Source organism: Campylobacter sp. US55, from assembly GCF_004378955.1.
GTDB classification, from domain to species: Bacteria; Campylobacterota; Campylobacteria; order Campylobacterales; family Campylobacteraceae; genus Campylobacter_D; species Campylobacter_D jejuni.
Window position 1 is genome coordinate 44,523 of the sequence record NZ_RYYF01000006.1, and the last position, 25,854, is coordinate 70,376.

Consider the following 25,854-nt stretch of genomic DNA (forward strand, 5'->3'; position numbering starts at 1 on the left):
ACGAAAACTTGAAATTAGTTTAATCTAGCTATATAATTAACAGCCTCATATGCATTTAAAAATACCATAGAATAGGCTTTTAATTCATTTTCATTGCCATAGCCACAAGCTAAGGCCAAAGGAGTGATATTAGCAGAAATTGCAGCTTGAATATCTAGTATTGTATCGCCTATCATATAGGCATTTTCTTGAGTTTTATTGAGTCTTTTTAAGGCTAAAATTATAGGCTCGGAACTTGGCTTTGGATTTGTGACATCTTCAAGAGTAATTAAAGTTTTAAAGAATTTTTTAACTCCCAAATAATCAAGTAAAATCGGAGTAAATTTACCTCCTTTTGTTGTAACTATACCAAGATCTGCAATTTCGCTTCCAAGTTCTAATGCTTCTTTTGCTTTAGGCAAAAGAGTGGTTTGTTCTAAATAAATTTGTGCATAAATTTCACGATAAGCTAATACAAATTCTTTACTTAAATTTACTTTATCTGGATAAAGCATTCTAAACATTTGCTCTAAAGGATAACCTATGAGATTTTTGATTTCTTCATTATTTTTAGAAGTTAATCCAAGGGCTTTAAAAGCTCCTTGGAAAGAATTTAAAATAGCATCAGTAGAATCAATTAAAGTGCCATCTAAATCAAATAAAATAGTTTTATTCATTATCTTAAAATAAATTTAGCATCCACTCTTCTATTATCCGCTCTACCTTCTTTAGTGTCATTGCTTGAGCGAGGATTATCTTGTCCATAACCTACTGTTTTGATGCGACTTTTTTCTACACCATATTTTTCAAGTTCATTAGCAACACTTTTAGCACGTCTTTCTGAAAGCTTTTGATTATAAGCTCTTGAACCTATATTATCTGTATGTCCTTCAAGAATAGTATCATATCTTTCATTTTCATCTAAAACTTTTGCAATTTCTTTGATTTTTTCTTGAAAAGTTGGATTTATAGTAGTTTTATCAAAACCAAAATGACCTTCCAAAGAAATAGTTTTTTCGCAACCATTTTCATCTAACAAAGCACCTTCTCTTGGTTCTACAGGACATTTTGCTTGTGGAGCTGGATGAGTATCAGCAACTTCTTCTACAGCTTTTTCCTTTTTGCCACCAAAACCAAAACTAATACCTAAAGTTGAAACCCAATTATGGTTTGCATGATTAAAATTAATTTGATCTCTAGTTTCAAGTCTTAAAGCCAAAGAATCACTAAGGCGGAATTTTACACCCGCGCCATAATGTCCAAATCCACCGCTTTTATTATCATAAGCAGCATTTGAAAAATCCTCATATCCTCCACCTGCTAAACCATAGAAATAAAATTTCTCACCTACATCAATACCTTTAATAGCACTCAAATAAGTTCTTGTAATATCTGTAGTTTTATTTGTATTTGTATATTTAACATCAGAATAATGCTCTAACCCAAATTCTAATTGATCAAGCCAAAAATCGTCAAAATGATAACCAAGTCTAATCCCTGGTGCATAACGATTATCCATATCTAAATTACCTTCAAAGTAATTATAGTTTAAAGTTGGAGTGATTTCAAATTTTACATTGTTATCAGCACCGAATAAAACACTTGCCAAACCTAAACATAAGAATATTTTTTTCATAGAAAAAACCTTTCATTGTGTTATAAAATAAAAATTTAAATTTTGCAATTATAACATAAATGATAGAAAAAAGGATGAGTTTTATAAAAAATTGTAGAAAGGTGGGAAAATCCCACCAAAAAATATTAACGTTTAGAGAATTGTGGGCTTCTTCTTGCTTTGCGGCGTCCATATTTTTTACGCTCAACAGTTCTACTATCTCTAGTAAGAAGTCCTTTAGGTTTTAATAAGGCTCTAAAATCAGCATCCATAGCTGCTAAAGCTCTTGAAATTCCATGTCTTAAAGCTTCAGCTTGAGCACTATAGCCCCCGCCTAAAGTAGTTGCTTTAATATCCATTGAAGTTTCTTGTTTAGTCACAAGTAAAGGTTGAACCACTTTAAGCTTAATCGCCTCGTGTCCACCAAGCCAAGTGTTTAAATCAACACCATTAACACTAATTTTACCACTACCTGGTTTTACCCATACCTTTGCGATAGCAGTTTTTCTCTTACCTGTTGCGTATGTTGTTGCCATGATTATTTTCCTTCTTTAGCAATTTGCGCAGTGTGTGGGTGCTCACTACCCGCATAGATTTTTAATTTTTTAAGCATAGCTCTGCCCAAATTTGTTTTAGGAAGCATACCTCTAACTGCTAATTTATATAATTTTGCAGGATTTTTTTCAAGTAAATCACCAAATTTTTCGCTTTTTACACTTCCAAAATATCCTGAATGTCTATGATAAAGCTTATCTTCTGCTTTATTAGCACCTGTAAATACAGCTTTTGAAGCATTGATGATAATTACATAATCACCACAATCAACATTTGGAGTAAAGCAAGGCTTGTTTTTACCTCTCAAAATTGTTGCTACTTCAGTTAAAAGACGACCAAAGCGTTTGCCTTCTGCGTCTAAAACAATCCATTCTCGTTTTACTTCGTTTGGCTTTGTTATCTTTGTCATAATTTTTACCTTTGCCAAAAATTTAAAATGTGATTGTATAAAAAATAATATTAATTTTTACTTAATTTAAGTAAAAATAAAGTTTATATTTCCAAAATTTGAATTTCATTTTCCAAACAATAAACTATAAAAGCACGTACTTTATCTTTCTTCAAAATTTCACTAATGGCGATCTTATAAGTTCTTACCTGCTCTTTATGTTTATCTTGCATAGCAAGACCTGTTTTATAATCAATTATAAAAGCTTCTTCATCTTTTAAAGCAAGCAAGTCTAATTGTTTAATTTCTCCATTAAAACTCAAAGCTTGTTCTTTTAAAAGCTTTCCATCACCAATCAAATTTTGAAATTGAATATTTTTAAGCAAAATTTCAATTCTTTTAAAAAGCTTTTCAAAATCACTCTCATCCAAAAAATGTCTAAATTTGCTCTTGCATCTTTGAGTAAGTATTTGAAAATTTTCACCCTTAGGGAGTTTTAAATTTTGCATAAAAAAGTGAAAAGCATTTCCAAAATATAGCTCTTTACTATCAAGCTTTTCTTCACTTTGAACTTCTTGTGGGCTAATTTTTTCAAATTTTTGTAAAGCTTGAATACTTTCTTTTTTAACACTTAAAATTTGCTCTTTGCTTTCTAAAAAACCTCTCTCTTGAGAATGTATATTTAAAAATCCCCCCTTAAAATAACTTGGATAATTTCCATTTACACTTTCTTCGTTTCTTTTCACGATGATCAAACTTTCCTTAGCTCTTGTAAAAGCCACATAAAGTTTATTAATATCATCTTCATAATTTGCTCTTGTAATATTTTCTTTAAAAAGAGTATAAATAGGCTCTTTAGTAAGCTCTCGAATTTTATCTTTAATATGGAGTTGCCAACCTTGATTGATATCATATTCAAGCATAATGTCTTCATTGTTTGAATTGTTTTTAGATAAACTATCAAGCAAAATCACATGATCAAATTCCAAACCCTTAGATTTATGCACACTCATAATACTAATACCCATATTTTGTTCGCTTACTATTTTCAAAGCACAAGGCTCAAATAAAAGTTTTAAAAAATTTTCCTTAGTTTTAGCATATTCGATGAATTGCATTAAAGCGATATCATTTAAATCAAGTTTTAATTCTTTTATTAAAAAAAGTACATTTTCCATAGCATTTTTTGAAAAATCAAGGGCGATTTTTCTGGGCTCAAAACCTAAAAGTTCTTTTAAAAATACCAAGTAAAACTCATCGCCAAAAATACAATATTTAGCATATTCTAAAACAAGTCTTACGCTTGCTTTATTTTCAAGCAAAACATTACTTTGAGTAAATGCGGGAATTTTTTGCTCTCTTAAAAAATCCAAAACCATATCTGCATCGCTATTTTTCCAACACAAAATACAAATATCATCATAAGAAATATTTTTAGATCTTAAAAAATTAATTTGCTCAAATAAAGTTTCTAAAGTCTTTTCCTTGATTTCTTGGGCTTGGTTTTTAACCTTTTGTTCTTTAGATTCCACAATACGCACAAAACCGCCTTTTTTACTTTCTAAGGCAAATTGCTCTTTATAATCTTTGATTTTTTCTTTAAAAGTTTCATTAACAAAATCAACCAAAAGCTCTTTAGAACGATAATTAGTATTTAAACTATCACTTTTAATTTGACTAAATTCTTGTTTTAACAAATCAAATAATTCTTTTTTTCCTTTACGAAAGCGATAAATACTTTGTTTTTTATCTCCTACATAAAAAAAAGTGCGATTTTTCTTAGCCCCTTCTCCTGAAACAAGCTCAGCGATCAAAGGGCGTAAAATTTGATATTGGATCACGCTTGTATCTTGAAATTCATCAATAAGTAAATGCGAAATAAAGCCATCTAAACGAAAATAAATCATATCCTTAAATTCACTGGTTATTAACTCATAAACTTTTTTACTCACATCTTGGAAATTTAAGGTATTTTTATCTTTATGAAATATATTTTTAGCTTCACTATAATGATTTAAAAGATTCATTAAATTAGCAATTTTATAATTTTCAAGCTCTATAGCATAAGTATTTAAAGCATTTATAAGCTCCATTCTTTTTGCGCTAAAATACAAGTTAGTGCTTTCTAAATCTTGCAAATATTTTGTACTTTCAAATTTTGTCATAAAGCTTGATTGCATAAACACGGATAAATCTAAAACTTCGCTTTTAAAATTGTCACACAAATTTTTATAATTTTTTACATGAGTAAGACCCAAACAATAACTTCTTAACTCACTATAAGCTTTATTGATATAAGCTTTAGATGGATTTGGAATTTTAGGATGATTTTGAAAATAAGCATTCTCATAAAATTTTTCAAGCTCGTTAAAAAAATTTTCTTTCTCATCAACTAAATTAATATAATAAGCCAAATCTTTTAATTCATCTTTTTTAAGAAGTTTTAAAAAAATCTCTCTTACATCAAGCTTCTTTTCACTCATTGTAAAATCACTACTTAAGCCCAAATTTAAAGCAAAAACACGCAAAATTTTTCCGAAAAAAGCATCAAAAGTACTGATTTTTAACTCTGTTCTTAAAAATTCTTCTTTTTTAGCATCTCTTAAAGAAATAAGCTCTTCTTTATCTTTACCTAAAAGCTTGCAAAGTTCATTGCATTCACTGGTTTTATTTTCTTTTTCTAAATTTAAAAAAGTCTCAATAATTCTTTTTTGCATTTCATTAGCAGCTTTTTTGGTAAAAGTTAAAGCTAAAATTTCATTAATCCTAGCCCCTTTTAAAATAAGCGCTACAAAACGCACACTCAAAGCAAAGGTTTTTCCACTTCCCGCGCTCGCTTCTAATGCCAAAAAAGGCTCAAATTGACTCATTTTAATTCCTTTTTATAAATGAGTTTATAAGGACAGTACTCATCTTGTTCATTTTCAAACTCTATTTCTTCCTTGCTCATAAGAACTAAGTCTTTAAGTCTTTCTCTTAGCTCATCTAAACCTTTAGCTTTTTGGTGCAATATTTGCATACTATTTAAATCATAAAAACCCACGTTTGCATTTTCATCATATAAGGCTTGGTAAAAAGCAAGTTGATAAGAATTGCTTGGTACTTTTCCACTTTTATAATCAATGATCAAATTACCTTCTTTTGAACTATCGATACGATCTATAGTGCCCTTAAGTTTTATACTATCTGTTCCGAGCTTTAAAATATTATTTAACTCAAGCTCTGTATGTGCGACATAAAAGCCTTTTGAAAAATGCTCTTTTTCATTTTTAGCAAATTGTATAAATTTTAATTTAAATACTTCAAGATCAAGTTCGCTAATATTGTATTTTTGATATTCTTTATCCAATAAATTTGCAAAAACTTTTATATCAAAATCATTATTTGCATAATTTTTATAATAAATTTCAAGCATTTTATGGATGAAATTTCCTTGATTTTTCGCTTTGCTTTCCTCGCTTAAAACCCTAGGTTCTGCTAAATTTAAAACATAACGATAATAATAAGTTCTTTTTTGATTTTCCAATAAATTAAAACGACTAAAAGAAAGCGCAAACTCGAAAGGATTATGCTTTAAAATAGGAGCTTTTATAGGAGTTAGATTAGGTTTTATGCCCTCATAGTCTAATTTTAAAGCATTAAGATAAGCTTTTTGATGGATATGAGTTTCATAAAAAAAGTCAAAATCAAGTTCATCTAAAAAACGTGATTTGCTCTTTTCTTCATTTTCCACAAAGCAAATACTTACTTCTAAAGCATTTTTCATCAAGCTTTCATAATAAAATCTTTGTAAATTTTCTCTTCTATCATAGCTAATCAATCCTGCTTTTTTACGCACTTCATTGTTTAAAAAAAGTTCATTAACACTTCTTTTAGGAATAAATTCTTCATTAAAATCAACCAAAATTACCCCATCAAAACAAAGCCCACGACTTTCTAAAAGTCCCATTACCGTAACCTTACCTCCGCCTACATCACTAAGGGAAAGTTGTGAAATTTGCATGAAAAAAAGATGGATCAACTCTTTAAGAGTTAAAGACTGATTTTTCAATAAATCTTTAATAAAATAAAGTTCTTTTCGTATCAAATAAACAAGCTCTTGCTTTTCATTTTCTAAAAACAAAGCAAGTAATTTTTCAAAATATTCAAAATCACATTTCTCATCAAAATACTTTTTAAACTCTATAAAATCAAGCTTTAAAGAATGTAAAAGCGTATTGTGATAATCAAAAATCATCTGCGTGTCTTCAAAATAATCCTCTTGATTTTTATAAACAAAAGAAGCACTACTAGCACTTTCATAAAGTGCTTGAAATTTTTGATAAAACAAACTTTCTTTAATACTAATCCCACTTGCAAAATTAAGCATATTGTCTTTATCAAAAAGTCTTAAAAACTCACAAAAACTTTCATCTGGAGTTATAACTACAATATTTTCAGGCTTTAAACCTTTGCGTACAAAATGTGAAATTTCATCCATAACAAAGGCGCATTGTAAAGCCCTTAATTCAAAAGATTTGAGTTTAATTTTTGAATTTTTTGTTTTAAAAATTTCTTCTTTTAAAATCTCTTGTTTTGAAAGATTGATTTCATAATGAGTGTTTATTTTTAAATCAAATGTTTTTAAAAAATCAAGTTTTAAAAGATATTCAAGATTAAATTTACTTGTTTTAAAACTTAAAACCACTTCTTTAATCTGAGAAATTTCACTTAATAAATTTTCTTCAAATTTACTCAAAAAACCTTGCAAATCATAAACTATAGCTTCATACTCATCTAAAAAATCTTTATTAAGAGTGTAATTTTTAGGCAAAGAAAGATCATCATAAAAAGAATTCTTTTCAAGCAAAGCAAGATAATTCTTATATACCTCATCTAAAATTTCCAAATGTTCATTATAGGTAGCATAATAATCATTGTTTTTAAGATCTTCTATGCTTTTTTTTTCTAAACTAAGTTCTTTAAAAAAAGAAAAAAGATATTCGTTATTTTTCAAAAAAGCAAAAAATTCTACCGAAATTCCTAGTTTTTTTTCTAAATCCTTACTTTTTAGACAAGCTTCTTGCATTAAAAGCAAGCTTTCATAAGAACTTGCCTTATGAAAATTGCTCAAACAAACTTTATCTAAAAATTCACCTATATGAATAGCACTATCTAATAAGGCATTTTGCTGTTTTTTTTGGTTATAATACTCTCTAATTTGTCTTGAAGAACTAAAAATTCTTAATTTCATTGAGCATTTAATTCGTAGCTAAAAAAACCCACTGTTTCTTGATTTGCATAAAACTTTAGCTTAAGCTCCCATCTACCTTTATCTAGTTTAGGTAAAGCGATACTTAAAATTCCATTTTTAACTTGTCCTTCTAACTTTTGATCAAAATTTTTAGTGAATGGTCTTGTAAGAAGAGCTTGAACTTTTAAATCATCAGAATTTATATTTTGTAATGCAGAAATTTTAAAATTTGCAACATAGGAATTTTGATCCACTTCATAACTAGGAATTTTTCTTTTACCAATAAAAGTGATTTTATCATTTTGAAAATTTACTTTAAAAAAATTATCAAAATTTACTTGTTGTTTTTGTATTTGATTGTAATTATTTTCAACATTTTGATAAGAGTCAAAATAAAAATCATCCTCATACACAGGATGGTGACTTGCTATAAAAATCGTTACAATACAAGCAATAATTATAGCCAAAAGTGAAAGCAAAATACCATAAGGCCAAAAACTTTTTTTAGTTTCTAACATTTTTTTTCCTCTTTATTCTTCTTTGTGCATAGTATAACAATGCAAAGCAAATAAATCCATAGATAAGTATTCTTAAGATATTGATAGTATCACGATTTGCATTACCTATAGAATGTTCTAATTGTAATCCTAAGGATTTTGCCACACGATCTACAATATCTGCATAACCATTAAGTATAGCAGCATTATAAATATCACCTTTATTTGTAGCTAATATCGGCAAAATAGATCCTGTTCCAGGATAAGGACTAAGCACAGCTTCTTTATCAATCAAAGCTAAAGCACCTTTTGAGCCCACTATATCAACTTTGTGAGAATTTTTCGACAAAAGAAGCAATATATAAGATTGAGGAAGTTCTTTTTGTTTATTTAATAAAGTTTCAATTTCAGTTTTATCACCAACCATAACACCGATAAAAATATTACTTTTTTGGTAAAGCTCTTTTCCTATAAGATTAATCTCATTACTTACTTTTTGACTTAAAATATTTTCATTAAAAAGTACAGCATCAAGAGCAAAAACCCTAGAAGGCAATAAAACAAAGAAGAAGATGGCTAAAAAAAAGCCATCTTGTAATATTTTTTTCATCCTATATGAAGATGATTTACGGTCAAAACCGACCAAGCGGTGATTGCAGCAGCAACAACTAAACCAATAACAATTAAATATTCCAAAGCCTTACTCATTGTGCTTCCTTTATACTTCTATGATCTTGTTTTTTTGAACCAAACATCTTTACACTTTGTACATCTTTAAGACTATATGGCTTTTGCATCACTTCTTGCTGAGCTTTAAGACCCCAAATAGTTAAAACTACTAAGATAGCAAGTAACAAAACCGTAGCAATTAACATACCTGTAACACCTGAAAGAGAAAACACACATCTGTTATTATTTTCCATCATTCACCCCTTGAAAGAGAAATTACATACTCGCCAACAGCTTCTTTTTGAATATCATTAAGTGTTGGAAAACTCGGCATTGTTCCTATAAAACCAGCCTTACCACTATGTAAAACATCTACTACAAAAGCTGCAGAACCGTATTTTGTAAGATCTGGGAACATTCCATCTTGACCTTTTCCATCTTCTCCATGGCATGCTGCACAAGTTGCATAAGCTTCTTTACCTTTTGCTACTAAATTTTCATTTGCAGTTTTCTTAATAGCTGAAAGATCTTTTGCTACATAAGCAGCAATAGCAGGGATATCTTCTTCTGCCACACCTAAATCAGCAGCACCAAGCATTTCTCCACCTGGAAAATTCATACCTTTTGAACCATGTTTAATTACATTGATTATACCTTCTTCGCTACCCCAAATATTTAAATTTTGAGCTTTACCATTGATACCATCGCCTGTAATTCCATGACAAGCTGAACACTGAACTAAAAAGATATTTTGACCCATTGCTATTTTATCTTCAGGAGATAAATTTTTAAATTTTTCTTCGAATTTTGTATTATGAGTTGCTACTTCTTCATTGTATTGACCTATACTTGAAAAAGAATTTAAAGGATATCCCCATAGAAAATACCAAATAGCCCAAACAATAGTCAGGAAAAATACCACAGCCCAACCAGTAGGAACAGCATTTTTATACTCTCCTATTCCATCCCAACTATGTTCACTAAGCTCTGACTCGCCTTTTTTTTCTTTCATTTGCTTAAACATTCTACCCACAATAACTAGTGTGATTAAAATGATAAGAATAGCTCCAATTAAAGATAAGAGATTAACATTATCTTCTAAATTTAACCATTGCATTAAGCACTCCTTTTACTTTCTAATACACTATCATCAATATCATCTTTTAAGGCAAGGTTTGCATAATTTTCATAATTTCTCTCACCTTTTTTTTCTGTTCTATATAAATGATACCAATACGCATATAATACTATTGACAAAAACATCACGAGTGCAAAAAAACCATAACCTTGGAAAATCTCCCACTCATGTTTTTGAACTGTTGCTAAATCAAATGTGATTAAATTTTTAATCACATCAAAAACTATTGATAAATGTTCCATCATCTTACTTTAAGCTATTTAAATAAGCGATCAAAGCAACTATTTCTTTGATTTCACCTTTAGCAAAAGCATCTTTTACTTCTTGATTTTTCATTTGATCAACTATAGCCTGAGCTTCAGCTTTTACTTCAGCTTGTGCATCCTCCCAAGAACCAAGTTTTGTTCCATTTTCTGTATCATAAGGAACATTGAAAACTTTTTTCACAGTTAAAGCCTCAGCATAAGCAGTTTCAATATCTGCATTATTTTTAAACATATGCTTATATGAAGGCATAATAGAATCTGGAACAACAGAAGTAGGATCCCACATATGATTTTCATGCCAATCAGCTGTTCTATAATTTCCTACACGAGCAAGATCAGGTCCTGTTCTTTTTGAGCCCCAAAGAAAAGGTCTATCATAAGCAAATTCACCACTTACAGAATACATACCATAACGATCTGTTTCTGATTTAAATGGACGAATAAGCTGTGAATGACAAGCATTACAACTATCTTTAATATATACTGCACGCCCTGCAAGTTGTAAAACCGTATAAGGTTTTTTACCTTCAATTGGTCTTGCATTTTCTGCAAAATTTGGTAAAACTTCAACTATGCCTGCATAAGCAATCACTACAAAAACAGCTACAGCAAAAAAGAATGGATTTTTTTCTAACCAACTAAACATATTTTCTCCTTTTTATGCTGCCATAGGCGAAGCGCTTTTTGGTTCTTTATCAAGCACTCTTCCACAAGCAATTGTTTTGTAAATATTATAAGTAAACATAAAGAAACCGATAAGATACAACAATCCACCAATCGCTCTAATCCAATAATAAGGAACAATAGCCACAACAGTATCAATGAAGCTATAAAGCAAGTTACCATACTCATCTGTCGCTCTCCACATCATACCTTGAGTAATACCCGCAATCCACATTGAAGCAAAATAAAGAACTATGCCTGTGGTTTGGATCCAAAATTGAGCTTCCATTAAAGATTTGCTATAAAGCTCTCTTTTGAAAACTCTAGGAGTCATATGATAAAGCGCAGCCATAGTCATAAATCCTACCCAACCTAATGTTCCATCATGAACATGTCCTGGAATCCAATCTGTAAAGTGTGCTAAAGCATTAACAGATTTAATTGAAAGAATTGGCCCTTCAAGTGTTGAGAACATATAGAAAGTTGATGCCAAAATCATAAATTTAATCAATGGACTCTCGCGAAGCTGGCTCCACTCACCTTTCATAGTAAGCAAGATATTAATCGCTGAACCCCAAGAAGGTAAAATCAATACTACAGAGAAAACCGAACCCATAGTTTGCATCCAATCAGGTACAGTTGAATAAATCAAATGGTGACCACCTGCCCAAAGATAAACAAACATTAAGCCCCAAAATGCAAATAAAGAGAGTTTATAGGAGAAAATCGGCTGACCACTTTCTTTTGGCAAGAAGTAATAAATTTGAGCGATAATACCCACAGTAAATACAAATGCCACAGCATTATGTCCATACCACCATTGTACTAAAGCATCATTTGTTCCTGCATACATTGATACACTATGCCACCATTTACCCATTCCAGTAACAAAATAAGTTGGTACTTCCATGTTGTTAAAAAGATAAAGCATAGCTATACCTAAAAATGTAGCTATATAATACCATAGAGAAATATAAAGAGTTTTTTCACGGCGAATTCCAATAAGTCCAAAAATACTTACACCCCATAAAACCCAAACAAGAACAACAAGAATATCTAAAGGCCACTCAAGCTCTGCATATTCTTTAGATGTAGTCACACCCATAAACAAAGATATAACAGCTAAAACCATAGTAAGCATATAAAGCCAAAAATGAAGCTTACCAACAACCATTAAAAATCTTGACTCAGCCATACTTACCTTAAGAACACGCTGACCTATATAATACCAAGTTGCCCAAATCCCTGAAAGCATAAAACCAAAAATCACACCTGAAGTATGAAGTGGTCTAAGTCTTGAAAAAGTGGCATATTCTCCTGCTAAATAATTTAAGTTAGGATATGCCATTTGAAAAGCTATAAGAGTTCCTATAGCCATACCAACAATGCCAAACAATACGGTTGTAAACATAAAATATCTTGCAACCGTATAGTCGTAATTTAATACATTACCTGGATGCATCGACTTTCTCCTTAAAATTTTTGATAACAAGAGAATATTATAGAATATTAATTATACATTTTTTCTTAAAAATGATAATTTTGTTAATCATTTGTTACGCTTTATATTTTAAGGCTAAATCAGTCTTATTTATTGATATTTATCTTATAACCTAAACTTGGTACATTTTTTATAAAATCTTCACCCACTTTATCTCTTACTCTTTTAATAAAAGTTCTAACAGCAGTATCACTCACATGTTCACCTATCCAAACATTTTTCTTAATATCTTCATGCAAAACCAAAGCCCCAGGTTGCTTTAAAAGCAAAGAAATAAAAGCCAATTCTTTTTTAGTTAAAACAATTTCTTCACCATTGTAAATCAAAGTTCGTTTAGTTTTGTTAAATTGATATTCTTCAGAAATTTTTACAAGCATATTTGCTTCAATTTTTTCGCCTATCAGATAATCTAAAACTTTAAACAACTCTTCTATATCAATAGGTTTGATCAAATATTTATCTATACCAATATCAATAGAACGCAAAAGTCTCTCTTTCTCTGAATACGCACTAAGAACAACAATTGGGACATCATCTGAAATTTCTTTAATCTCTCTTGCCATATCCAGTCCATCCATAATAGGCATAGCAATATCTGTGATAACTAAATCCGGTTTAAATTTTTTAAATTTTTTAAGCCCTTCATCTCCATTTTGAGCTCCGATTACTTTACTAAAGCGTTCGCTTAATACATTAATCAATGATTCTCTAGTCTTAATCTCATCTTCAACTACCAATATTATCAATTCTTTACATTCTTGTGACATTTTTACTCTACCCTCTCTTTTAGCTTTAAAAATACTTCAAAACAAGCCCCATCTTTTCCATTCTTAACTTTTATTTTTCCTTGGAAACTTTCGATAATTTGTCTACTTATATAAAGTCCTACTCCTATACCCTGACTAGGATGTTTTGTTGTAAAATAAGGTTGAAAAATTTTATCTAAGTTTTCTTTATCAATCCCACCAGCATTATCTTTTATTGTAATTTTCAGATAATTTTTTCCAAATTTTGAAAAAGTTATTGTTATGATTTTTCTTTTTTTGTTTTTAAATGCTTCTATTGAATTTAAAATCAAGTTAAGAAAAACTCTTATTAAACCATTCTCATACGCCAAAACTTCATAATCACTTTTCGAAACAATATTAATATTTACATGATTTTTTTCTATAGTTTCAAAAGCAATTTCTAAGGCTTTATTTAAAGTCTCTTTTATAAATACACACTGCTCTACTCCTTTGTTAAACAAAGTTCTAAACACATCAATTGTTTCTGACATATTTTTAATCATATCTTTTGATTGTGAATAAATTTCAGCAAATCCTTTTTCATCTTTAAGATTTTGTTTCATTTGAAACATGGCAATACCAAGCTCATTTAACGGTTGTCTCCATTGATGTGCTATATCACTAATTATTTGCTCTAATGAAGATTTCAAAATCTCTTCATATGCTATTTTAATATCTTTTTCATTTTTTTCCAAGGCAATTTGCATTTTTTTCTCAAATTTTTTACCTAACTGTATAAATTCTTGTTGGTGGTTTTTAACTGTATTTTCAAGATTAATACTTAATTCTCTTAATTTAGCGTGATTTAGAGCAAGCTCTTCATTAAGCTTAAAAGAATTACTGACATCATGAGAAAGTGCTACTATTTCTATTAATTCATTATTTTTATCCAATATGGGGATTAATAAAGTTTCAAGATAGAAGGTTTTGCCTAATTTATCAATATTTTTAAAAATAACCTGATAAGGCTTTTTATATGAAAGATCTTTTAAAAGCTTCTCAACATAACATTCCTCAACATCTGGATGTTTAAATATCGAATGTTTTTTTCCTATAAGCTCTTTTTTACTATATCCACTTATTTGACAAAGCTTATCACTGACAAAAATTAAATTTCCTTGCACATCGGCTCTTGAAAAAATTGTATTTTTTTCAAGAGCTTTAAAAAACTGATCTTTAAAAAAATCTTTCATTGAAAAGCCTTAAAACCTATATAGGCAAGATTTATACCGTAACAAACAATAATGCCATACGATAAATAATTAAACAAATTTTTCAAAAAATCACTAAAAAACTGTGAAATTTTAGAAAAAAATAACATCGCAGGTAAAGTTGATATTCCAAAAATCATCATTACCAAAATACCTTCAAAAATATTTTGCTTACTCATTGCATTGGCTATAAAAAAATACACCAATCCACAAGGAACAAAACCATTTGAAAATCCTAAAAATATGGCTGATTTTATTCCTTTAAAATTTTTAGATTTTTTAATAATTTTCTTTACAAAACTATCAAAAAAAACATTATTTTCAATAAAAGATAATATGTTGCCTCTAAAAATAAGAGCAAAACCCAAAATCATCATAAATATACCAAGAATAAAAAATGACAAACTTTGAACCTTAGTATTGATTGCTAAGATATTCCCAAAAGTCCCAAAAATTATCCCTAAAACAATATAAGCAAAAATTCTAAACAAATGATAAATAAAAGTTAATACAAATAAATTATTGCTTTTTAAATTCAAATTTATAAAAAGTAAATTAAAACCACCGCACATAGAATAGCAGTGTCCAAAACTAGATAAAAAAGCAACGCTGATAATAGCTAAAAAATCTATACTCACATCAAATTCATAAATTCTTTAAAAATGTACTTACTTTCATGAGGACCCGAAGAACTTTCTGGGTGATGTTGGACTGAAATAATAGGATAGTCTTTATATCTTACTCCTTCAACATTGTCGCCAAATAAATTTCTATGAGTGATATGAGCCACTTGAGCTAATTCTTCTGGAACATTATAATTATGATTTTGTGCGGTAATTTCTACCGTTTTTGTATCAAGATTGATCACAGGATGATTTGCTCCATGTTGTCCAAATTTCATTTTATAAGTTGCATATCCAAAAGCATTACTTAAAAGCTGGTGACCTAAGCAAATTCCAAGCATAGGAATTTTAGCTTCTGCAAGTTTTTTAATCTCTGCAATCTCTTGTTTTAAAATCCTTGGCTCACCTGGACCATTAGAAAGAAACACGCCTTGAATTTCACCTTTCTTATACAGAGTAATCAACTCATCTGCTTTAACATTATATGGATAAACTTCTACTTCAAAACCTACTTCTACAAGTTCATTTAGGATATTTGTTTTAACACCATAGTCTATAACAGCAACTTTTTTCTCACTTCTTTTAGCATCATTAAATTTTTGAAAACTAGCGTCCCAAACACCTTGTTTATGAGAATAATTTTTCTTAGTGCTAACTTCTTTTACAAAATTTACTTCATCAATTTTTGCTGATTTTTCTAAGGCGATTTTTAAATCTTCTTTATTTGAAATTTCAGTTGAAATTACAGCTCTTAAATTGCCATTATTTCTTATCATTTTTACTAGATATCTCGTATCAAGTTCATAAATTCCTATTTTTCCATGTTTTTCAAGATAATCTTGCAGACTTTCTTTAGCACGAAAATTTGAAAAACTAGAACTTAATTCACGCATTAAAACGCCACTTGCAAAAATTTCCTTACTTTCATTATCATTTTCATTGGTTCCCACTATACCAATTTCTGGCATGGAAAATACGATAAATTGCCCTGCATAAGAAGGATCTGAAATAATTTCTTGATACCCTGTTAAAGAAGTGTTAAATACAAGCTCTCCAAAAAAAGTACCGCTCTTTCCAAAAGCCTTAGCACTTAAAAAAATATCATTTTCTAAATAAATATAAGCCTTCATTAAAACATACCTTTTTTTCTAAGCTCTTCTTGATAGAGTTTTTCAAAGATAAGATCGTATTCTTCGCTACCTGGAATAGGTTTTGTTTTATAATTGCTAATTTTCTCATAAACCTCATCTTCAAGTTTTTCATAAATTTTAAGATAAGACTCTATGCTTGAAAAGATTAAATTTTTAACTCTATTTTCACTCACTATAAAATTAATATAATCATTCTCTACAAGTTCTTCCAAAATTTGATGCGCTAGATGATTATGTCTATCTTCAGAATCTAAAATCACATTAAATTCAGGAGCTAACTTTTTCTTCACAAGCCAAAACATATTTTTACGATCTACTTGCATAAGCTCCATTTCATCTTCTTGTTGCTCTAAAAGCTCTTTTACTCTTTCATCTAATTTTCTTTCATTTAGAATATCTTTCTCTAAAACTTCTATTATACATACCTTAAGCTTTTCTAATTGATCTTTAATTTCTACAAAAGAAGAATTAGCTATATCTAACATCATTTTATTTGCGATATAAGGAATATGTGGTAATTTTATACGCATCTTGAAAACCTTTTATTTAATAATGTTTGAAATAATAGCTTATTTTTGGTAAAAGAATGTTAAAAATGAAAAATTTTCATTCTTTTAATCACCTAATTACTAGCATTATTATCTAAATTTTTCAAAAGCAAAGTAAGCTCGCTAGCTTTTTTTGGATCCATTTTAGATAAAACACCTGAAATTTTACGCGATTCCAAAGAAAGCATTATTTTACTTGCATCCTCTGCATCCATTTGACTTAAAACATCTGCAATGGCTGCATCTTTCATTTGGGAATAAATTTCTTTAACCCTACCTTGAGTTTTATCATTGATTGAATTTAAAATCTTTTGTTGCTCTTCTACAAGCCTTGCGTTTTCAAGCTTTAATTCTTCAATTTTTGCTAAAGTTGCATTAACCTCAGCCTCTTTTTTTTCTAAATTTTCAAGCCTTTCTTTTTGCAAAGCTTCAAAAGAGGCTTTATAAGCTTCTAAAGATTGTCTTGCTTCATCAAATTCTCTAGTTTGCAATTCAATTTGAGCTTTTCTAGCTTCAAAATACTGCTCACAATCTTGTTCAGCTCCAAAAACTACACTTGAAATAAAAACTAACAATATAAATTTTTTAATCATCTTTTTCCCCTTTGAAAAAACGACTGATTGCAATTTCATCTAAAAATTTTTCTTCAGCCTTCGCAAGTTCTTTTTGTTTTTGTTTAATTTCTTCAGTTTCCAAAGCCTTCATTTTTTCATAATCTAAATGCGCTTTTTGATATAAAAACTGATAATGATTCATTTCTTTTTTAGAAAGTTCTACTTTCTCCTTAGCTCTTGCCAAAGCCTCGCGTCCTACTTGCGCCATACTTAAATTTGATCTTAATTCTGCTATAGATCCTGATTTTGGCAATACGCCTAAACTTTCACACTCTTGGCGTGAAAGTTCATAAGCTTTTTCATGTTCAAGCTGTCTTTGTTTGGCTTGATTAAGATTTGATTCTGCTTTATCAAGTTGTTGTTTTCTTACTTTTACAACAGAATTATATTTACTTTTCATAAGATGATAGTATCATCTCTTTCAGGGCTAGTGGAAATATACTTTACTTTAACCCCTGCAAGCTCTTCAAGTCTTGCTATATATTTTTTAGCATTTTCTGGCAATAAATCATAATCTTTTATACCAAAAACTTTATCCCAACCATCCATTTCTTCATAAATAGGTTGAACATTTTCTAAATCACTTGGTATATAGTCGATTTCCATACCCTTATATTCATAAGCACGACAAATTTTTATCTTTTCAAAACCATCTAAAACATCAAGCTTCATCAAAGATAAAGCATCAAGACCATTAAGCCTTGCTGTATATCTTACAGCAACCGCATCAAACCATCCACAGCGTCTTGTACGTCCAGTGCTTACGCCAATTTCTTTTCCAATTTGCGCAATTTTTTCTCCATCTTCGCCCTTATCCTCAGTAGGAAAAGCTCCATTTCCCACACGCGTTGCATAAGCTTTTACAATACCTATAATATTTCCCGCTTCTTTAGGATTTAACCCAAGTCCTGTTAAAGCGCCTGCTGAAATAGTACTTGAACTTGTAACATAAGGATAAGTTCCATGATCAATATCAAGCATAGAACCCTGAGCTCCTTCTAAAAGCACTCTTTTATCTTCATCTAAAGCCTTCCAAAGCATTCTTGTAGTATCTGTAATATAAGGAGTTAAAATTTCATTAAAGCGTTTTAAATCAGCAAGCAATTCTTCAGCACTTGGAATTTCAATTTCAAGCATTTCAAAAAAAGTTTTATTAGCTTCAAAATCTTTCATCAAAGCCTCACAAAGTCTTTGTGGTTCTAAAAGCTCTCCAACTCTATGTCCCGTACGATTAATCTTATCTGCATAAGAAGGTCCTATACCCTTACCTGTTGTTCCTATGGCATTTTTGCCTTTGAGTTTTTCTTTTGCAATGTCTATTAAAGAATGATGTTTTAAATTTAAATGAGCTCTATCACTGATATATAATCTACCTTTTAAATTTTCAAATTGAGCCATTTCAGCAATCAATACTTCAGGAGAAACCACAACTCCATTTCCGATAATATTAATACATCTTGGATGCAAAACTCCACTTGGCATAAGATGAAGCGCATATCTTACACCATTTACCCAAATCGTATGTCCTGCATTGTGTCCACCTGCACTTCTGCAAACAAAATCATAATTTTCACATAATTTATCAACTACCTTACCTTTTCCTTCATCGCCCCATTGAATGCCGACAATAATATCTGCTTTGCTCATAAAAATTTCCTTGATTTTACTTAATATTGGCGAGAAGATGAGAGAATCGAACTCCCCAAAGAATAGTCAACTATCCTTTCATCTGATTTGAAGTCAGTGGCGATCACCAGATACGCTAATCTTCCAAAGTGATAATTATAGCGATTTTTAATGAAAAACAAAATAAATTTATCAATATTCTTTTTGACTTCATATTAAATTTAAGCTATAATCTCACTCTTTTTTTAGCATCAAGTTTTGATGATTACATTTTTAGGATCTTTCTTTGAATTCTTTTAAACAAAAATATTTAATCAATTTTTGGGACAATTCCCGTTCTATGATTGCACTTGGAATTTTAAGTGCAGTGTATTTTGGGATTTTTGGTGGCGTTTGGGCTGTTACTGGAGAAATGACGCGTTGGGGTGGTGAATTTTTAGAACTTTTAGGTATGAATTTAGATGGGTATTCTTATTACCAAAAGCAAAATTTAAATGGAACCCCTTTAACAAGAACTGATGGTATTATGCTCATAGGTATGTTTATAGGTTGTTTAGTAGCCGCACTTTTAGCTAACAAAGTCAAATTTCGTCTACCTGCTAGCAATATAAGAATTTTTCAAGCAATAGTAGGTGGAATTCTTTCAGGATATGGAGCAAGACTTGCATTTGGATGCAATTTAGCTAATTTTTTTACAGGTTTACCTTATTTTTCTTTACACACTTGGCTTTTTACTGTTTTTATGGTTTTAGGAATTTATCTAGGAGTGAAAATTTGCAACACTTCCTTTTTTAAACCTAAAGCTAAATTAGAACGGGTAAATAAAGAAAACTTGCCGCTAAACAAGCAAAGTTTGCGTACAAAACTATATTTTAACTTAGGCATATTACTTTTCATAGCCTTTTTAGTTTGGGTGTTTTATCTTGTTTTTACAAACGGCAATATCAGCACACAAAACAAACAAAGCCTTCTAGCTTTAGCGCTGATTTTTGGTTTTGTTTTTGGCTTTGTTATTTCTAGAGGGCAAATTTGTTTTACTTCTTGCTTTAGAGATTTGTTTTTATTTGGTAGAGATAATGCTATAAAAGGCGCATTAATCAGTATGATTATCGCCTCTTTAATCGCTTTTGCTTTTATCTTGCAAGGTCATACTAGCAAACTCATAGAACTTTCTCCTGCTGTAGCTGTAGGAGCATTTTTGTTTGGTTTTGGTATAGTTTTTGCCGGAGGTTGTGAGTGTGGTTGGGCTTATCGTGCCTTTGAAGGACAAAGTCATTTTATGATAGTAGGAATTGCAAATATAATAGGAACTATGATTTTAGCTTTAAGTTACGACTTTTTACCAAAAGCTTTTAAAGAAGGTATAAAAATCAATCTTTTAACTGAATTTGGAAATTTAAATGGATTTTTTATCAACCTTATTTTATTCATCTTGATGTTTGTTTTTGTAGTATTTTACAAAAAACACTTCTTTAAAAATCAACTTAAAGGATAAACAGTGAAAATTACTTATAGTTTAAATTTACAAGGTGAAGCTTGTCCTTATCCTGCTATAGCAACACTTGATGTCTTACCTAAGCTTCAAAGCGGAGAAATTTTGGAAGTGCTTTGTGATTGCCCACAAAGTATCAATTCCATACCTCAAGATGCAAAAAACCGTGGTTTTAAAGTGCTTGAAATCGATCAAAGTGGATCCACGCTAAGATTTTTAATACAAAAGCCTTAAAAAAGGCTTTTGTTCTCAAAGCTCTTTTAACATCTTTTCATAAGCTGCTTTAGTTCCAGATCTTACATTTGTAAACAAACTTGCAATAATAATTACCACAGAAGCTGCTAAAAACCCTGGAACTATTTCATAAAGACCTGAATTTGCAAAATTCTTCCAAAGCACCACAGTAGCAGCTCCTGTTATCATACCTAAAATCGCTCCTACTCTTGTCATCCTACTCCAAAATAAAGAAAAAAGCATTACAGAACCAAAAGAAGCTCCAAATCCAGCCCATGCATAAGAAACTATACTCAAAACACTTGAGTTTTTATCAGTAGAAATCAAAAACGCTATTACAGCTACTAGTAAAACACCTAATTTACCTAAATTTAATACAACATGACTTGGTGCATCTTCTCTAAAAATCTTTTTATAAAAATCTTCCGCTATAGTAGAACTTGAAACCAGCAATTGTGAACTTGCTGTACTCATAATAGCTGCTAAAATAGCACTGAGTAAAATACCTGCTATCCAAGGATTAAATAAAAGCTGCGACATCACGATGAAAATCTTTTCAGGATCTTGCAAACTTAATTCAAATTTATGCACATAAGCTATGCCCAAAATACCTATCATACAAGCACTTAAAAGACAAACCGCCATCCAAGCAATACCTATAAAAGTGGCCATAGGAATATCTTTAGTAGAACGAATCGACATAAAACGCACTAAAATATGTGGTTGACCAAAATAACCCAAACCCCAAGCAAGTGCAGATATAATGCTTATAACTCCTACTCCTTCGCCCATAGATAAAGCTTGTGGCTTTATTTCTCTTACTATATTCACCGCTTCACCAAAGCCACCTAAATGATAAAGCATAACCAAAGGTACAATAATTAAAGCCATCATCATTAAAAGCCCTTGTATCATATCCGTCCAACAAACCGCCTTGTATCCGCCTAAAAAAGTATAAGCAACAATAATAATCGTTCCAGTAGTTAAAGCATAATCATATCTGATACCAAAAGTACTTTCAAAAAGTTTTGCTCCACTTACAAGCCCTGATGAAACATAAAAGGTAAAAAATATCAAAATTACCACCGCACATACGATGCGTAGTATATGTTTATCATCATCAAAACGAGTTTCAAAATAATCAGGAATAGTCAAAGAATTTGCAATCACACTGGTATAAATTCTAAGTCTTTTTGCCACAAAAATCCAATTTAAACTAGCTCCTATAGTAAGCCCAATTGCAATATAAGAATCTATAAAGCCACTTACATATAAAGCTCCTGGTAATCCCATTAAAAGCCAACCACTCATATCAGAAGCCCCTGCGCTAAGCGCAGATATCACAGGCCCCATAGTACGCCCACCTAGAAAATAATCCTCTGAATTTTTATTTTGTTTATAAAAATAAAAACCTATATAAAGCATTAACAAGGCATAAACTACAAACATCACTGCTATTGGGGTATTAATTTGAACTACTTCCATCAATCTCTCCTTGATCATTAAGATATTGCTCTAATGCCTAAATTTCCATAGCGATGAAAAGATATACTTAAAGCTTTTTCATTAAAATAATTTAAAAGTTCAAAACGACCATTTAACAATGGCTTTTCTCTTATGATGATTTTAGCAAGCTTTGCAGCCTCTTTATAAATCTCATCATTTACATCTGGTTTTGCTAAATAACGCACTCTTTCATATTCTTTAATACTCTTGATAAAATTTTCTTTATTTTCTTTTAAAAATAATACTTTTACTCCTATGCTTTGAACAATTCGTTCTATCATACTAATATCTTGCTCATCATAACTGATACTTAGATCAATATTTACAATATTTGCACCTAAAATCACCCCTAAAACATCTTTTAAGCTTTCATTTCCACAAAGTCTTAAAACCATATTCTTTATTTTAGTATAAGAAAAAAGATTATCTTCTCCACGTATATTGACATAATCTTTTGAAACACTAAACTCATTTTTATAATGATAAGCATAAGATTGAGACATTTTAATTAAATCGTTCATAAAATCTTGTGCTTCTTTTAAATCTATTTGTGCTAATTTTTTTGAAAATTTATCTTCAATTAAATGATCATCAAAATCTTCTTGCTTAATCTCTAAAAATTGAGTGATATAATTATAAATTCCCACTTTTCTACCCAAACCTATGGCTGATTTTTTAACCCCTCCAAAAGGTTGACGCAGTACTATAGCCCCTGTGGTTGGTTTGTTGATATAAATATTTCCTGCTTCTATGTGAGTGTGAAAATACTCCCATTCTCTTTCATCTAAGCTTTCAAAACCTGCAGTTAAACCATAACCTGTGGAATTTACTATATCAATAGCTTCTTTTAAGTCTTTAGCCTTCATCACGCTTAAAATCGGTACAAAAAGTTCATTCATATGAGTAAAATCACCCTTTTTAGTGCCATATTTTATACCTGGAGTCATCAAATAAGGATTATTCTCTAAAAACTTAGGTTTTAATGCCCATTCTTCATAAGGTTGTAATTCATCTAAGGCCTTTTGAACTTTAGAACTTGGCTTATCAGCTAAAGTACCCAATTTATTTTTAAATTCAAAAGGATTACCCACTGCCATAGAACTTGCAGCATCTACTAAAGTCTTTTTAAATTCTTCATCATGATAAACTTCTTCTTCTAAAACTAGCAAAGAAGTAGCTGAACATTTTTGACCGCTATTGCTAAAAGCAGAATGAATGATATTTTTAATCGCACTATCACGATCAGCAAATTTAGAAACTATAGTCGCATTCTTTCCGCCCGTTTCAGCACTTAAAAGCAAGGTTGGATTAGCTTTTAACATAGCATAAGCAGTATCCTCCCCTCCTGTAAGAATTGAAAATTTAATCGCTTCATCAACAAGTAAATATTTAGAAATATCACTTCCTTTTGAAGGTAAGAAAATCAAAGCGTCTTTTGGAATACCTGCATCCCAAAAACACTTACAAAGCATATAACCTGTTAGAGTTGAAAGTGAAGAAGGTTTGTAAATCACCACATTACCTGCAGCTAGTGGTGCAGCTATGGTGCCCACTGAAATCCCTATAGGAAAATTCCAAGGAGCTATGGTAACCCCTATGCCCTTAGGTGTGAATTTAACTTTTGGATTTTGTTTTTTAAGCTCTTCTAAAGAGTGCGGATAAAACTCTATAAAATCAATAGCCTCACTTACTTCAGGATCGATCTCTAAAAAGGTTTTGCCCACTTCTAAAGCTGCCAAACCTATCAAATCCCCTCTTCTTTCTCTCATAAGTTTTGCACTTTTAGCTAAAATTTGATAAATTTCATCATGACTTTTTTGTGTAAATTTGGAATTTTTAGCTACTTCTAAAGCTTGTTTGATTTCTTTTTCTCCGGCTAAATAAGCCTTTCCTATCACTCTATCTTCAATCTTATCTTTAACTTCTAAAACATTTAAATTTTCTGCTTTAAAATCAAGCTCACCTATAACAGGATAAACATCATAATCTTTTAAATTTTCATATTTAGCTTTAATTTCTTTAGCCCATGCTCTATTTTGCGCTAAAATAAAATCCGTATCACTTTCGTTGCTAAATTTTTTACTTTCATAAGAACTTATGATATTTGATTCTTTATTTCTATCTTGCTTACGATGTGTAGTATTATCAAGAGTTTTTATGCCTTCTAAAGATTTTAAAAAAAGTTCTTTTTGGATATTCCAGTTTTTATCTCCTACTTTAAGATTGAAAAAATAACGCATAAAATTATCTTCACTTGTATTTTCATCAAGGCGTCTTACAAGATAAGCAATGGCATTGTTAAAATGTGCTTCATCGCAAACTGGGGCATAAAGGATTAAATCATGCATTTTAGATAATTCATAAGAACATTGCAAACTCATACCTTCAAGCATTTCAAAAGTAAAAGAATCTAAAGCACCCGCTTCACTTATGCGTGTATAAGCATAAGCAATCTCAAAGATATTATGACTTGCAATTCCTATGTTGATGTATTTATAATTATCTCCTTCAAGAATAAAATCAAGCATTTTATTATAATTGCTATCAGTATCTATTTTTTTGTAAAAAGTAGGAAGCTCCCAGCCTTTTTGAGATGCAATAGTTTCTTCACTTTCCATATTAGCACCCTTAACAAAACGGATCTTAATAGGCTTCATACCTTTTAAAACCCTCTCTTTTGAAAAAGCAAAAAGTTTTTTAAGATACTCATAAGAATCAGGAATATAAGCTTGCAAAACAATCCCCGCTTTAATATCAAATTTAGCCACACTTTCCATAAAAGCTGCAACAGTAAGTTCTAAATCTCTAAATTCTTCCATATCAAGATTGATAAATTTAGATACACCTTGTTTTTTCTCTTCTTCTAAGGCTAAAGCATAAAGATAATCTAGTCTTTTTACTACCTCTTCTTTGGAATAATCAAAATCTATAATATTAATTTGTGAAAAAATCGTAGTAATTTTTATGGAAATATAAGTGATATAACTTGATTTTAAAGCCTCTTCATATTTTTGCATACGATATTTACTCTCAGCTTCACCTAAAACCTCTTCGCCGATTAAATTCACATTTAAGGTAATTTTATCTTGCTCTTTTCTTTTGTTAATGTGCGGTTCTAAAACACTAGGATTTGCATCTAGAACCATAGCTTTAGTATCTTCTCTTAAATGTTTGACAAAAAAAGGTACACTTAAATTAGGAGCAAATTTGCCAAAATTTAAAAAGCTAAAAAGTAGGAATTTTTCAAAAGTGCTAAAAAAATCCGCTATGCCATATTTACTCAAAGTATATTCTATAAGCTCAAAACTTGCATTTTTATCTTTACATCTAAAAGAACGATCTAAAAGTTCTATAAGCATAACTTTATTTTTGGGATTATTAAGAAGTTTTTGCATTTTAGCATGAAATTCTTTTTCAGAATTTGAAATATTGACTTCTATTTGTCCTTGCAATTCTTCAGCTAAGGCTAAAGCTTTTTGTATCATTTTATATCTCCTAAGATAAAATAAATTTTAATAGATAATATATAAATAAGATAAAAATAATATTTTAAATCA

Annotated in this window: 26 protein-coding genes and 1 tRNA gene; 2 read left to right on the plus strand and 25 right to left on the minus strand. The window is 30.1% G+C overall.

Annotated features, from left to right (window positions below; translation table 11 throughout):
• Positions 1-14 precede the first annotated feature (14 nt).
• From ELQ07_RS05270 to ELQ07_RS05380, 23 genes are all read right to left on the minus strand, one after another.
• Positions 15-656, minus strand: coding sequence for an HAD family hydrolase (locus tag ELQ07_RS05270; protein WP_002867040.1), 642 nt, complete (start codon positions 654-656; stop codon positions 15-17).
• Positions 656-1,615: a fibronectin-binding outer membrane protein CadF gene (gene cadF / locus ELQ07_RS05275; RefSeq protein WP_088303597.1), complete on the minus strand. Its 960-nt coding sequence runs from the start codon at positions 1,613-1,615 to the stop codon at positions 656-658. The genes ELQ07_RS05270 and cadF overlap by 1 nt, the downstream gene beginning before the upstream one ends.
• 125 nt (positions 1,616-1,740) lie before the next feature.
• Entirely contained in the window at positions 1,741-2,130 is a 390-nt protein-coding gene (rpsI, locus tag ELQ07_RS05280; RefSeq protein ID WP_002851459.1) for a 30S ribosomal protein S9, read from the minus strand.
• A 2-nt stretch (positions 2,131-2,132) separates the two neighbouring features.
• Positions 2,133-2,558, minus strand: a complete 426-nt coding sequence (rplM, locus tag ELQ07_RS05285; protein WP_002779321.1) for a 50S ribosomal protein L13 — start codon at positions 2,556-2,558, stop codon at positions 2,133-2,135.
• An 83-nt stretch (positions 2,559-2,641) separates the two neighbouring features.
• Complete coding sequence (locus ELQ07_RS05290; protein ID WP_088303598.1) at positions 2,642-5,407, minus strand: RecB-like helicase; 2,766 nt, start codon at positions 5,405-5,407, stop codon at positions 2,642-2,644.
• Entirely contained in the window at positions 5,404-7,770 is a 2,367-nt protein-coding gene (locus tag ELQ07_RS05295) for a PD-(D/E)XK nuclease family protein (protein WP_134224845.1), read from the minus strand. The genes ELQ07_RS05290 and ELQ07_RS05295 overlap by 4 nt, the downstream gene beginning before the upstream one ends.
• Positions 7,767-8,288 carry a FixH family protein gene (locus tag ELQ07_RS05300; RefSeq protein WP_088303600.1) on the minus strand — a complete coding sequence of 174 codons (522 nt, stop codon included), beginning with the start codon at positions 8,286-8,288 and terminating at the stop codon, positions 7,767-7,769. Before ELQ07_RS05300 ends, ELQ07_RS05295 begins: the two co-directional genes overlap by 4 nt.
• Positions 8,275-8,877: a hypothetical protein gene (locus tag ELQ07_RS05305; RefSeq protein ID WP_002851454.1), complete on the minus strand. Its 603-nt coding sequence runs from the start codon at positions 8,875-8,877 to the stop codon at positions 8,275-8,277. The genes ELQ07_RS05300 and ELQ07_RS05305 overlap by 14 nt, the downstream gene beginning before the upstream one ends.
• Positions 8,874-8,975, minus strand: coding sequence for a hypothetical protein (locus ELQ07_RS05310; protein ID WP_002858872.1), 102 nt, complete (start codon positions 8,973-8,975; stop codon positions 8,874-8,876). The genes ELQ07_RS05305 and ELQ07_RS05310 overlap by 4 nt, the downstream gene beginning before the upstream one ends.
• Complete coding sequence (locus tag ELQ07_RS05315; protein ID WP_088303601.1) at positions 8,972-9,193, minus strand: DUF4006 family protein; 222 nt, start codon at positions 9,191-9,193, stop codon at positions 8,972-8,974. The genes ELQ07_RS05310 and ELQ07_RS05315 overlap by 4 nt, the downstream gene beginning before the upstream one ends.
• Positions 9,190-10,053 carry a cbb3-type cytochrome c oxidase N-terminal domain-containing protein gene (locus ELQ07_RS05320; RefSeq protein ID WP_002851306.1) on the minus strand — a complete coding sequence of 288 codons (864 nt, stop codon included), beginning with the start codon at positions 10,051-10,053 and terminating at the stop codon, positions 9,190-9,192. Before ELQ07_RS05320 ends, ELQ07_RS05315 begins: the two co-directional genes overlap by 4 nt.
• Entirely contained in the window at positions 10,053-10,316 is a 264-nt protein-coding gene (locus ELQ07_RS05325) for a cytochrome c oxidase, cbb3-type, CcoQ subunit (protein ID WP_002851307.1), read from the minus strand. The genes ELQ07_RS05320 and ELQ07_RS05325 overlap by 1 nt, the downstream gene beginning before the upstream one ends.
• Before the next feature lie 4 nt (positions 10,317-10,320).
• Positions 10,321-10,986, minus strand: coding sequence for a cytochrome-c oxidase, cbb3-type subunit II (gene ccoO, locus ELQ07_RS05330; protein WP_002855439.1), 666 nt, complete (start codon positions 10,984-10,986; stop codon positions 10,321-10,323).
• A 12-nt stretch (positions 10,987-10,998) separates the two neighbouring features.
• The gene (ccoN, locus tag ELQ07_RS05335) at positions 10,999-12,465 is read right to left on the minus strand and encodes a cytochrome-c oxidase, cbb3-type subunit I (RefSeq protein WP_070300841.1); all 1,467 of its coding nucleotides are present in this window, start codon (positions 12,463-12,465) and stop codon (positions 10,999-11,001) included.
• 125 nt (positions 12,466-12,590) lie between these two features.
• Complete coding sequence (gene bumR / locus ELQ07_RS05340) at positions 12,591-13,271, minus strand: butyrate response regulator transcription factor BumR (RefSeq protein ID WP_088303602.1); 681 nt, start codon at positions 13,269-13,271, stop codon at positions 12,591-12,593.
• 2 nt (positions 13,272-13,273) lie between these two features.
• Positions 13,274-14,485 (minus strand): butyrate sensor histidiine kinase-like phosphatase BumS, encoded by a 1,212-nt coding sequence (gene bumS, locus ELQ07_RS05345; RefSeq protein WP_088303603.1) that lies wholly within the window; start codon positions 14,483-14,485, stop codon positions 13,274-13,276.
• Positions 14,482-15,141, minus strand: coding sequence for a sulfite exporter TauE/SafE family protein (locus ELQ07_RS05350; protein ID WP_088592077.1), 660 nt, complete (start codon positions 15,139-15,141; stop codon positions 14,482-14,484). The genes bumS and ELQ07_RS05350 overlap by 4 nt, the downstream gene beginning before the upstream one ends.
• A complete protein-coding gene (gene carA / locus ELQ07_RS05355) occupies positions 15,138-16,256 on the minus strand; it encodes a glutamine-hydrolyzing carbamoyl-phosphate synthase small subunit (protein ID WP_052785476.1) in 1,119 nt (372 codons plus the stop codon). The genes ELQ07_RS05350 and carA overlap by 4 nt, the downstream gene beginning before the upstream one ends.
• Positions 16,256-16,807, minus strand: a complete 552-nt coding sequence (locus ELQ07_RS05360) for a DUF507 family protein (RefSeq protein WP_002851269.1) — start codon at positions 16,805-16,807, stop codon at positions 16,256-16,258. Before ELQ07_RS05360 ends, carA begins: the two co-directional genes overlap by 1 nt.
• 92 nt (positions 16,808-16,899) lie before the next feature.
• Complete coding sequence (locus ELQ07_RS05365) at positions 16,900-17,418, minus strand: MotE family protein (protein ID WP_002851265.1); 519 nt, start codon at positions 17,416-17,418, stop codon at positions 16,900-16,902.
• Entirely contained in the window at positions 17,411-17,839 is a 429-nt protein-coding gene (locus ELQ07_RS05370) for a flagellar export protein FliJ (RefSeq protein WP_002880459.1), read from the minus strand. Before ELQ07_RS05370 ends, ELQ07_RS05365 begins: the two co-directional genes overlap by 8 nt.
• Positions 17,836-19,086, minus strand: coding sequence for an adenylosuccinate synthase (locus ELQ07_RS05375; protein ID WP_052785477.1), 1,251 nt, complete (start codon positions 19,084-19,086; stop codon positions 17,836-17,838). Before ELQ07_RS05375 ends, ELQ07_RS05370 begins: the two co-directional genes overlap by 4 nt.
• A gap of 27 nt (positions 19,087-19,113) precedes the next feature.
• Positions 19,114-19,211 (minus strand) — tRNA-Sec (locus ELQ07_RS05380).
• 140 nt (positions 19,212-19,351) lie between these two features.
• Here ELQ07_RS05380 and yedE point away from each other — a divergent pair.
• Both yedE and yedF read left to right on the plus strand, forming a co-directional pair.
• A complete protein-coding gene (yedE, locus tag ELQ07_RS05385) occupies positions 19,352-20,560 on the plus strand; it encodes a selenium metabolism membrane protein YedE/FdhT (RefSeq protein WP_070300849.1) in 1,209 nt (402 codons plus the stop codon).
• 3 nt (positions 20,561-20,563) lie between these two features.
• Positions 20,564-20,791, plus strand: a complete 228-nt coding sequence (yedF, locus tag ELQ07_RS05390) for a sulfurtransferase-like selenium metabolism protein YedF (protein ID WP_002862153.1) — start codon at positions 20,564-20,566, stop codon at positions 20,789-20,791.
• A gap of 15 nt (positions 20,792-20,806) precedes the next feature.
• On the opposite strand, the gene putP is transcribed toward yedF, so the two are convergent.
• Positions 20,807-22,276 carry a sodium/proline symporter PutP gene (putP, locus tag ELQ07_RS05395; protein ID WP_208357092.1) on the minus strand — a complete coding sequence of 490 codons (1,470 nt, stop codon included), beginning with the start codon at positions 22,274-22,276 and terminating at the stop codon, positions 20,807-20,809.
• Positions 22,277-22,293: 17 nt separating this feature from the next.
• A complete protein-coding gene (locus ELQ07_RS05400; protein WP_134224847.1) occupies positions 22,294-25,782 on the minus strand; it encodes a proline dehydrogenase family protein in 3,489 nt (1,162 codons plus the stop codon).
• Positions 25,783-25,854: the final 72 nt, after the last annotated feature.